The following is a 10,972-nucleotide window of genomic DNA, read 5'->3' on the forward strand; positions in this document are numbered from 1 at the left end:
TTTTCTTGCAACTGAACATGAGAAGGCTCCCTCGAATTGCCTTCAGTTGCTTTGGTGTTTGAGCGGCTCTTGTACTCGTTTCAAGGGCGGAGGCAAGACAGGTCGTTAAGAAGCTGCGGACCCTTCCCCGGCAAGAGCAGTAAATGCGTTGCTGAATCCTTCGTAGGTATCCAATCGTCCTTTATTGGTTTCTTCTAACGCGTTTGTAGCGGAACGAGCCAGATGGGCACCCAATACTCGGTAGGCCTCAAATTGTCTCACATCAAAGAACTGATCGGATGTAGGCTCGTGTGGAAAGTCGGGATTGCTGGCTCGATATTCTCTGACAGTCAGCGCTTCGTCTCCCGAGTAGGACGCCTTGAGATACAACAAGTATCCCTGTTCCCGATCCATTTCGTCACGTTCCGGATAGTGGATTTTCCCTATCACCCAATGCCTTGACGAGACCCCTTGATCGTCCGGCCGTATCTCTTCAGTATCGATCTCAATCTCGATACCCAGCTCGATTTTCGCCAGCCTTTGAACGGTCGCGAGTCCGTTAAACTGATATCGCGGGTCGGCCTCCCCGTCGCAGGCGAAAATAAAACGGCAGCGCCTTCTCAGGAGTTCGATGACGCCAAGATTCTCAATGTGACCACCGTCGGACAGGTTTACCCAGGGGCCGTTCTCGTCAAGCCTGCTTGTTGCTTCCCGTATCAAATTGAAAATTGGTAGCCGCCAGGGTTTCGTATGTCTCACCTCTTCAGTCTCAACCGAATAGGCACGCTCGGCATTCATTTTCTGCTCTGTTACTGCATCGTCCAAGTTGCTTGATAAATCCTCAGAGAGCCGCATCGCCGCGACGATACCACTGCCGATAAATCCTCCTCCCGAGACTGTCGAGAGATAGTCAACATGTCGAAACACTCCCTTTGAATTGAGTATTTGGGCAATCCCTAGGCAAAGAGACGCGGATCGAATCCCGCCGCCTGAAAAAGCGAGACCAACGAGGCCGTACTGAGCTCTCGGTACCGTTTCCCTGAAATCAATACTCTCCGAAGTCTGCCTCGTATCACCAGATCTTGTTTCATCGATAGAATTTAGCGTCGACCATCGTGGAATGACGACCTGCAACAGCTCTTGCCGAAAGACTTCTGGGAAGCGGTTGTTCGTTTTAGCATTCTGGAGCAAAGCTGCAGGGTTTGGTACCCAGTAGCCAAGTCTTACGTTCAAGAAAGTCATTAGCATGACAATGAAGCCGTTTGTAAACCGACCCATGTTCGGAGAGACTGCAGCCGCCGAAACGGCGACGGCAGTATTTAGCCTGACTCGAGAGTACGCTTTTTCCATGATGTTTGTGGTTACATACCCTGTCCTGCTACCCCCGCAGTAGAGCTTGCTGAAAATAAAGAAATCGCTGCGCGTGCTCCTCAGAGCCAAGTCTTTACTGTTCTGAAGGTTGATGGCTGTATTTACGAGCAAATAGGGGCCAGTCGAACCAAGCTGAGAAAGTTCTGAAAGCCGCACGTCAATCTCGGGGCCGACACCAGGCTTGGTTTTCATCAGGAACGCCTCGGAAAGGCGGTCTCGGTAGTATCCATGAATGGATGTCGCATTGAAATCAAAGAAACAGTAGGCCAGTGTGAAAAGCATGCTTGAGCACAGAAGCAAGATTCGATGCTTTATCGGATAGGATTGCTCTGATAACTCTCGTCGAATCTCTTTGACATCTTCTAAGTCGCCGAAGAGGCCGGATCCGACCATCACAACAACTTGATTCGCAGGATTGAGAGAGTTCGTTTCCCCGGTGGGAACACAAAACTTCGCCATCGCAATCGTTACAAGCTCATCGAAATCGAAAATAGTTGCCGGACGTCTAACGTAGATCTTCATTCTCTCGGTCAAATCCCCAGAGCTTGGGACACGTGGGTTTGAAAGATCTGCCAAGACGCGTAAAGCTTGTCTATTCCCTGGAGAACTACTTAGCGCGCGAGTAACAATCTCGTTTCTGGCCGCGCGAGCTAAGGCGGCTCCTCCTTCTGATACGTCGATCTCCTTAGCAAGAATCTCAAGCTCTAAGGTTTTTCTCTGACGAAGGCTCCTTCTCATCCTTTCTTGCTCGATGGCGCGATAGATCTCCCGCTCATCCAGTCCATTCACGTCGACAGACGCTTCTGAATCAACAAGCTCGATTGAGGCTTGATCGAGAGACTTTAAGCATCCCTTAAGGACAGCTTGCCGGACGACCAGCCGTTGTTTCGAAAGACTGACGTCGTGACCTCTCTTCTTGCTAGACTCTTTCTGCGAGCTATTTGGTTTGCCGCGACCGACAATGCCGTTTCTTTCCGCTTCAGAACTGGTGGCAAGATAGGGCAAGGCTCCGGGGTAAGCAGAAGTCGATCGGCTACCTACGCCTAAGTCTGGCACTTCGCTCCCAATGTAGGAGGCAAATTCTTCTTGGTCTCGTGCGTTTGGGAACGTGGATTTGAGCTGAGCAATGTACCCATCGATACTCTGGTCGCGCAGCTTTAGCTCGAGGTGCTCATTAAAGTCGGTGATGGTCTCGATATGGGCGTGTCGGTCATCGCCCATGACGAAGCTTGTTACAACTTGAGAAACAACTTCGTTCTCGCAAATCTCCTGCATACCTTTCTCATCCAACAGTTTCTCAACTCGCTTGGCCGCTGCTCCCTTGAGAGTCGCAGGATTTCCATTGAATTTCTCGATCGCAAGCTGGACCAGACCTGCTCGATCTCTTCTCGCAACCTGCTGGACGAATCGAAAGCGATCCAATTCTGCCACGTCATATAACTCGTAGCCAGCGTCAACAAATTGCTGCGCCGTTCCGTAGTATCCCTTTAACCAGTCAGTGAGCAGGGGCGGGTTCTGCACATTCTCCGACGGAATAGGAGGCATCGCTTCATATTTAACGTTGAGATTCTCTGCCTGAGCTCGAAGACTCTCCAAGATCGGCACATAGGCTTTTGGTATGACAAACCCGCCTTGATCCTTGCCGTTATCAATAGAGAACTCTCTTGCGACGAGTGCTGAGAGCGGCCGTGATAGCTCCCCAAGCTCTTTCTTGACTTTCTCGACGAGATCTCTGGTGCTGCCTTCTCGGTCCACGGTGATGACCAGACATATCAGCGGCGACAGGCACAGAAGGATTGATACCAAAGAGTCCCAATCATAGGCCCGACGGCCGCTCACAAGATAGCGCACACCAATGGCAACACCTGAAACGAATAATGCGGATAGAACCAGGTAGAATTCAGGGATGTCTGCGAAGGGGAGGGACTTTGGAAGCAGATAGAAGGGGTTCCCGTAAACGACGAAATCAACCAACAAGACGAGCGCGATGACCAACAACCCGAAACCGAGCAAACCGAATCCTACCGTCTGCCAATCAAGTTGTTTGTCCGCTGACTTGGGGAAGACTTTCCTCCAGGCTGCTAACACTCCACCAGCACCAACGACACTACTGGCGACTCCTGGCCACGTGAAAGTGACATCCCGGAAGTAGTCGCGGTACCACTCGACGCAATGAGCAAGGAGTAAGACAGCAGTTCCACAGAGTAGCCCCAGGATAAACCAACCGATTGCCGCAACAAACAGATTACGGCGCTCAACTCCGGGTAAGAATACCCTTCCAAAACCTCGTCGCACTCCAATCAGTGCTGGCAGGACATTGGCACACAAGCCAAACGAAAGTGAGAATACTGCTAGCGTCCTAAGTGGGTGCCCTAAGATGTCAAAATGAAAATAGCCCAGGATTAGACCAGCTATGAGAAACATTGGTAGTGTGATCAAGGCATTGTTGAGAACCCCTATCATGAATAGTGCGATGCTGCCCAGCTGGGGCATGAGTTTCCCCACTGACAGGTAGCTGGCGTGATTCCTTAGCCAGCGTAGGGATCGCGACTCGTATCCAGCTTGGTCGTAGTCTTCATGAGGAAACGGGAACATGGTGAAGTTCTCTTCGGATACTAGAAGCAGTTGAAGAACAAGGTATCTTGTCGGAAGCTAGAACTGAGAAGCTGAGCTAGCTGCCATGCTCCAGCAGTTTTCGGGTCGGGCTCAGTTGCCGTCGGTTTTTCGTCTCTCATGGCAGCAATTTTACGGATGGACGCGTAGAAGCCACGAGGCGGTGCATTTCAGCCGAGTGATTTATAGCATCATCACAGCCTTAGCTGTAGTAATTGGAATACCTGTCCTCGACTAGTCTCCAGAGCTCTGGGGCAATCAAAATCTGAGCGACCTTCATTTCTGGCGACTCACCTAAATCCACCCCCAAACCGTGGCATAAATGATTGAGGAAGACGTTAGCCTTCCCGATGCCACTTCTTGGCTAATTTTCGGCACCTTTCACCCCCAGGAGACCGCTATGGCGGAGCTGATTGCGCTAGCCCTTGCGCTGGTGCTCATCGTGTTAGCCTTTGCGCTGGCTCGCGAGCACCGACTGCGATGTGCGCTAGAGCGACTACTACAACTGATCCTACGAACCAGGAGGCCCAGTGAACCGCAGAACGAAACAACGAAGCCATCGACTGATGATGCTGGCGTGTCTCCCACTACTGGCAAGCTGCAGTAGCGATGAACGCATCGTGCAAGTCGCGACCGAGGCAGCCGATCGGCAAGCCGATCAGAACCAGCAGATGTTCGAACTGCAACAGCAGGTCCAGCACGAACGGCAGTCGCTCTCCGACGGCTGGACTGATCTCAACACCCAGCGACGTCAATTGGCCGAGACGCGTCGTGCCGATGGGAAGCGACACCGAGCACGACAAGGTTTTTCTGTTGTGTTGGTCGCAGTCCTCGTGTTGGTACTGACGTGGCAGTTGCTGCAGGCAAAGCCATCGGGAACTGAGGTGGAGCTGGATGCTCTGGAGCTGATGCTCGAGGAAGGCAGAGATTTCTTGCCCCTCCGACCAGCGAACAGGAGCAGCATCACGCCGCCACCTCAAGCCGATCTGCCCCCACAGCAACTGTCCCACGCGCCTACCAATGAAAACTCAACCCCAGAGGACCCCTAATGAGCCACATCGTTACAATTTCTACCCAAGTCCGCGATCCGATCGCCATCGAAGCGGCCTGCTCGCGCTTGAAGCTCAGCCCTCCAAACCAGGGCACTCACCGCCTCTTCAATGATTCGATCGCAGGATTGGCGGTGCTGTTACCGGACTGGAAGTACCCGGTCGTCTGCCAGACAGGCACGGGTCAGCTCCGCTACGACAATTTTAACGGTCGCTGGGGAGACCCAGCCCGACTCGATCAGTTCCTCCAGTCATACGCCGTCGAAAAAGCAAAGCTGACCGCCCGGCGACAGGGTCATGCGGTCGCCGAAGCATCGCTCCCTGACGGTTCGATCCGATTGAACGTGGCCGTGGGAGGTGACCTATGAAACGCTTATGTGGTAACACCACAATTAAACATATCGAAATCACCATCTCTCCCACGGGTGAGACCAAGCTGCAAACGCTCGGCTTTCACGGCTCGAGCTGCCAGGAAGCGTCTCGCCAGTTCGAGCAGGCTTTGGGGGTTGTGACCCAGCAGCGACTGACCGAAGAGTATTACGCTGTGCAGTCGCAGCAACAAGCCTCTCAAACGGCCGGTCAGTCGAGCGGGGAGGTGTGATGCAGCAGCGAACTATTTCTTCTCAACCGAGTTCTCTCACAAAGACTTCCCGCATCTCGAACTGGCACCCGGTCCTCGTGGTCCTTGAAGGGAACCACGACATCGCGTTTCTGACGGCTATATCAACCATCCTCAGTAGGCAAGACAGATCGATCCCTGATCTCACCGCTTGGGAAGCCGCAGGCCATATCGTCTTCGTTCCTATCGGAGGAGGCGGAGCGAGTGACATCGCCTCCTGGGGCGAGCGGCTGGCTCGTCTCCGTCAACCGCGGTTTCACCTGCATGACCGCGAATGCGGCGCTGAAGCACTTAGGCGCCTCACTGTCATTGCTCGCTTAGACCAGCAGCCTAACTGTACGGCCCGCATCACCTCGCGCCGCTCGCTGGAGAATTTTCTCCATCCACGAGCCTTTCAAAGGGCGGGTGGCCCCCAGCTGGTCATCCATGCTCAAACGAATGTGGCCGTTGCACTAGCCAAGGCGAGACTGGCCCGTTCGGCTCCCCAGCTTGACTGGAAGACCCTTTCGCAGCGGACGCAGCGAAGACTGATCGCGAGCGCCAAGCGGTGGCTCAATCGCGAAGCGGTCCAGCAGATGACCCCTGAGCTACTCGCTCAGTCCGACTCGCAGAGTGAGCTAATCGGATGGCTCCGCGCACTACGTGAATTGGTGGAATTCTAAGTCGATCAATTTGCGTGCCTCGTTGAACTCAACCGTCAATCAGAAAGGAGGTGCTATGCGCCTTACCAACTCACTCAGTGAACACGTCCGCGCCTGTTTCTCAGGGATCTGGGTCGAAACGGCCGAACCCGAGGAAGCGCTCACTGAGATCCGTACGCTCTGTGAACAACAAGCCTGGCACTTGGCTCACTGGAATCTTGAAACGGGTCTTACGCTCAGCGGGCAGGGTACTGCCCCTGATGCAAACCTCACGGCAGAAGACCCACTCACGGCCGTCCGTGCAGCCAGCGAACTTGCATCCGCTGACACCCCCGCACTGCTGGTACTGGAGAACTTCCACCGCTTCCTGCAATCGTCCGAGATCGTGCAGGCGCTTGCTGAGCAACTCAACCTGGGCAAGCAGCAACGGACCTTTCTCGTCGTGCTGGCTCCAACCGTGGAACTACCCCTCGAACTGGAAAAACGGTTTGTGGTGCTGCAGCACTCACTACCTGACCGTGAGCAACTGCTCACGATTGCCCGGGAGTTGGCCACCGAGCCAGGCGAGTTACCTGAGGGACAACCCCTGCAAAAAGTGCTCGAAGCGGCTGCCGGTCTTACCCGGCTGGAAGCCGAAGGAGCCATGAGCCTATCGCTCATTCGCCACGGTCAGTTGCAACCCGAAACGCTATGGCACCTGAAGAGCCAGCAGCTAAAAAAGAGTCGCCTGTTAACGCTTCACGAAGGGAACGAGTCTTTCTCCAGTCTCGGGGGTCTTCAGGCGCTCAAGGCGTTCTGTCTCCAGGCGCTACGCTCGCAGCAGACGACACTGCAAGCCAAGGGGGTGCTGCTACTCTCACCGCCCGGCTGTGGCAAATCGGCTTTCTGCAAAGCACTGGGCAATGAGGTGGGCCGCCCCACACTTCGCCTCGATATGGGCGCCCTGATGGGCTCGCTGGTGGGACAGAGTGAAGCCAACCTGCGCCGCGCTTTGGCACAGGCCGAAGCGATGGCACCCTGCGTGCTCATGATCGATGAGATTGAGAAGGGCCTAGCAGGGTCTAATACCGGTGCCGCCGATAGCGGCGTCTCGGCCCGCCTGTTCGGAACGCTCCTGAGTTGGCTGGCTGATCGAGAGCCGGACGTGTTTGTGGTGGCCACCGCCAATCAGATTGAGCCGCTGCCTGCCGAACTGACCCGCGCCGAGCGTTTTGATGGGGTGTTCTTTGTCGATTTGCCAGGCGCAGAGGAACGGCAGGCAATCTGGTCGATTCACCGCACGGAGTTTCAGATCGGTGACGAACAGTCGCTACCTACCGACACGGACTGGACGGGTGCGGAGATTCGCGCCTGTTGCCGCTTGGCCAAACTACTGGGCAACTCCCTAGCAGAGACCGCCCAGCAAGTCGTGCCGGTGGCGGTGTCCTCAGCAGAATCAATCAGTAAGCTGCGCCGGTGGGCCAGCGGACGCTGTCTGTCCGCCAACCAGCCGGGGATTTACCAGACAACAACCGTTGCCAACGGACAACGACGACGTGGGCTAAACATCAAGCCTTCGGCGAACTAGTTCACAACCGGAAAGCGACAACCTGGAGGACTATCCGATGCCCCGTGATCCGGCTGAGCTGTCTCATGAATCGCTCGCTCATATTGTCCGCCTAGTACAGCAATGGCTCTATCGAGAGGAGCTCGCTGACGGCACGCTCCGCTGGAACCTCGACAAAGAGTGGGGTGCCGTGGACGTCTGCTGCGATCTGGCCGCGCTGCTCGAAAGTTACGGACTTATTCCACCCGCTGCGGAGGACAGCTCCACAAAAACTTCACCCTCATACTCAGAAAGGAGCCGCCATGACACTCATGCTCGAAGAGACGACCGATGAGACAACTGACGAGCAACGGTCCCACGAAGGAGAGAATGGTCCAGGCAGCCGGCTAAGACAGACCATGGTTGGCGTACGCCTGTCGATCTCTTGGTTGGGGCTCCGGCGGAGTCTCACCCGGGAGCAGAAATCCCAAGCAGCGCGAGCCTTTGAAGCCAGTAGCGACTATGTGGCCGCCAGCAAGAAGCTGCTCGATACCAAGTCGCCCGCGTTTCAGGCGGTGACCGCAATCCGGACCCGCGCTACGGCACTCTGGAAAGGGATGTCATTACCATTCCCCGTGGCCGGCTTGCGGCTGATGCGCGCAGAGGACGTGGAGACGTTCGATGGGCGGATGCGCGATCTGAGTGGCGAGCTTCGTGAAGCGGTTGCCAAGCTGGAGCATGAGTACGAAGACCTGCGGACCGCTGCCCGGGAGCGACTCGGTTCGCTCTATGACCGCTCGGACTATCCGCTTTCGCTGAGTGAGGAGTTCGCCCTGGAGTGGGAGTTTCCCACAGTCGAGCCGCCCGATTACCTCCGGCGACTCAATCCCGAGCTCTATCGCCGCGAGTGTCAGCGGGTAGCACACCAATTCGACCAGGCAGTCGAACTGGCCGAGCAGGCCTTTCTGGCTGAGTTCTCGGAGCTGATCGCTCATCTGGGTGAACGCCTCTCGGGGGCCGCCGATGGAAAACCAAAAGTGTTTCGGGATACGGCCGTGGAAAAACTGCACACGTTCTTCGCACGGTTCAGTCATCTGAATATCGGTAGCGATGAGCAACTCGAGCAACTGGTCGACCAATCGCAGCAACTGCTCCAAGGCGTTCAGCCGCAGCAGCTGCGCTCCGATGCGAGCCTACGCAAGCACATCAGCAGCGAGCTCCGGCAGGTCGAGTCCAGCCTATCCGACCTGATGACCGACCGACCCCGCCGGCATCTGCTGCGCGAGCCCAAGTAAATGGAGCTGCCAATGCAATTGATCATTGATCCCCGCGGCGGCTGTCGCTGTCTCTATACGGACAAGTTCGCCTTGCGTGAGCTGGGCAGCATGCGGATTGAGCGGGCCTCGCATGTCGAGCCGGACGAGCAGGGTGATTGGCTGGTGGACCTGGGGCCTGTAGAAGGACCACGTCTGGGGCCGTTTCCTTTGCGACGCGAAGCCTTAGCTGCCGAAGTCGCATGGCTGGAGGCGCACCGGTTGACCATTAACTCTCGATCCTAGTGGGTTTTCTCAGGGTTCGCCTCTGACATTGTTCTGTCGACAGAACAAACTCCCTGCAAATTCTTGCTTCTGGGCCCAGCCAATTCCGGCTGGGCTTTTTTCTTTTTCTTTCGCGTGGCGATTGTTGCTGCGCGGTTCCTTTCCTCTCAAGGAGAACCTTTCGATGCACCAAACGTTACTCAACCGCCTCGTGGCAGTCGCCACAGGCGAGTCGTGCAACACGATTCGTCAGCTTGGCTTCTCGATTGCCGACCCGCTCGATCAGCGTTTTGACCCGGAGCCTCCCGTCTCTGATCAGAACGAACCGGAGAAGTATCTCGACTGGGACGAGGTCGACGCTCAGCGTTTCGCCTGTCAGCTTTCCTGTTGAACGGCGCTGAGATCTTCACCTACCTACCTTTATGAAAGGAACTCACTTTGCAAATCCTCTTAATCAACAACGACGGAGCCGGCTTCGCCGACCATGTCGAAGTCGCCGATGGAACGACCGTTGAGACGCTCTTTCATCGCCACGTCAAACATCCCCGCTCGGAAGATTATCTCATCCGGGTCAATCGCCTGCCCGCGGCACGCGACCAAACTCTCCAGGAAGGAGACCGCGTCTCGATCACGCCTCGCAAGATCGAAGGGGCGTGCCGCAGGTAAAGCACCTCTGTCGCTGACTGTCCGACTTCGCTCGGGCGGTCAGTTTTTTACTCTCATGGCGGATCCATATCGAAAGGAGCCTTCCCATGACTTACGACCGCCAATTCATCCAAACGGCGATTGCGATTGCCGAGCTCTCCCAGCAAAGAGCAGAGCTGAGTCGTCTGTCCGCTCTGCCCACCTTTCAGTGGGAAGTCTGTCTGCGACAACAGCGGTTATTGCACCGGGCCCAGCAGCAGGGTTGGTTACTGGCCGCACGGGTCTGTCACCGCAGATATCAAGCCGCTCGCGAACAGATGGCCCACTCACTCTGCCCCGAAGGATTCACGGATGAGCGTGAGCCGACTCGTCCCGCAGAGCAACTCACCGCGAGATCCGTGCTGGGCGAACTGATCGGCCTGACCGAAGAGTTCGCGTCGGTTGCAGTCGACCTCAGGCGGCAGACGATCTCGGTGCAAACCGTTCTTATCGAACTGGAAGGAGTCGACCTGGGCCCGTTTGAGATCATTCTCGACTGGGAGCGGCTTGGCACCAATGGTCTCTCTTATCACGTCGTGGCTAGCCAGCCCAATCCGGCGGCTACCGATAGCGAAGTCACGCACCCGCATGTCTCCAGCGAGACGCTCTGTGAAGGGGAAGGGCAAGGTGTCATCAACGCAGCGCTGAAAGAGGGTCGGCTCTTTGATTTTTTTCTGCTCGTCCAGCAAGTGCTGCTCTCCTACAACCCGGACAGTGCTTACGTGACACTCGATGAGTGGGAGGGGGTGCGTTGTTTCGACTGCGCGGGGATTGCCGCTCCTGATGACCGCTGTGACTGTTCTGCTTGCGAAACGGCGCTTTGCTACGACTGTGCGCGTTGCTGTTGCGACTGCGAAGAACTGCAATGCTACGAGTGCATGGACTCCTGCTGGGCCTGTGAAACCAACTGTTGTCGTCATTGCCTACGGTCGTGTGAAGACTGCGAGCAATCG

General features: G+C 55.8%; 12 protein-coding genes. 11 read left to right on the forward strand and 1 reads right to left on the reverse strand.

Translation table 11 applies throughout. The features are described 5' to 3' along the window. Positions 1-105 precede the first annotated feature (105 nt). Positions 106-3,945: a hypothetical protein gene (locus RIB44_20840; protein MEQ8619029.1), complete on the reverse strand. Its 3,840-nt coding sequence runs from the start codon at positions 3,943-3,945 to the stop codon at positions 106-108. A 548-nt stretch (positions 3,946-4,493) separates the two neighbouring features. On the opposite strand from RIB44_20840, the gene RIB44_20845 reads away from it, so the two are divergent. The 11 genes from RIB44_20845 to RIB44_20895 form a co-directional block, all read left to right on the forward strand. After that, entirely contained in the window at positions 4,494-5,012 is a 519-nt protein-coding gene (locus RIB44_20845; protein MEQ8619030.1) for a hypothetical protein, read from the forward strand. Continuing rightward, entirely contained in the window at positions 5,012-5,380 is a 369-nt protein-coding gene (locus RIB44_20850; protein ID MEQ8619031.1) for a DUF1257 domain-containing protein, read from the forward strand. The genes RIB44_20845 and RIB44_20850 overlap by 1 nt, the downstream gene beginning before the upstream one ends. Then, positions 5,377-5,613 carry a DUF2997 domain-containing protein gene (locus RIB44_20855; protein MEQ8619032.1) on the forward strand — a complete coding sequence of 79 codons (237 nt, stop codon included), beginning with the start codon at positions 5,377-5,379 and terminating at the stop codon, positions 5,611-5,613. Before RIB44_20850 ends, RIB44_20855 begins: the two co-directional genes overlap by 4 nt. Beyond that, positions 5,613-6,293 carry an ATP-dependent endonuclease gene (locus RIB44_20860; protein MEQ8619033.1) on the forward strand — a complete coding sequence of 227 codons (681 nt, stop codon included), beginning with the start codon at positions 5,613-5,615 and terminating at the stop codon, positions 6,291-6,293. Before RIB44_20855 ends, RIB44_20860 begins: the two co-directional genes overlap by 1 nt. Positions 6,294-6,348: 55 nt before the next feature. Continuing rightward, on the forward strand, positions 6,349-7,839 hold the full coding sequence (locus RIB44_20865; GenBank protein ID MEQ8619034.1) for an AAA family ATPase: 1,491 nt from the start codon (positions 6,349-6,351) through the stop codon (positions 7,837-7,839). Between the two features lie 37 nt (positions 7,840-7,876). Next, entirely contained in the window at positions 7,877-8,152 is a 276-nt protein-coding gene (locus RIB44_20870) for a hypothetical protein (GenBank protein ID MEQ8619035.1), read from the forward strand. Next, positions 8,121-9,092, forward strand: coding sequence for a hypothetical protein (locus RIB44_20875; protein ID MEQ8619036.1), 972 nt, complete (start codon positions 8,121-8,123; stop codon positions 9,090-9,092). The genes RIB44_20870 and RIB44_20875 overlap by 32 nt, the downstream gene beginning before the upstream one ends. 12 nt (positions 9,093-9,104) lie before the next feature. Further along, positions 9,105-9,356, forward strand: coding sequence for a hypothetical protein (locus tag RIB44_20880; protein MEQ8619037.1), 252 nt, complete (start codon positions 9,105-9,107; stop codon positions 9,354-9,356). Positions 9,357-9,519: 163 nt separating this feature from the next. Further along, positions 9,520-9,726, forward strand: a complete 207-nt coding sequence (locus RIB44_20885; protein MEQ8619038.1) for a hypothetical protein — start codon at positions 9,520-9,522, stop codon at positions 9,724-9,726. A gap of 47 nt (positions 9,727-9,773) precedes the next feature. Next, positions 9,774-10,001: a molybdopterin converting factor gene (locus RIB44_20890; protein MEQ8619039.1), complete on the forward strand. Its 228-nt coding sequence runs from the start codon at positions 9,774-9,776 to the stop codon at positions 9,999-10,001. Between the two features lie 86 nt (positions 10,002-10,087). Beyond that, positions 10,088-10,972: hypothetical protein (locus tag RIB44_20895; GenBank protein MEQ8619040.1), on the forward strand; the 885-nt coding region annotated here is incomplete at its 3' end.

It is taken from the genome of Lacipirellulaceae bacterium (assembly GCA_040218535.1).
In the GTDB taxonomy this organism is placed as follows: domain Bacteria; phylum Planctomycetota; class Planctomycetia; order Pirellulales; family Lacipirellulaceae; genus Adhaeretor.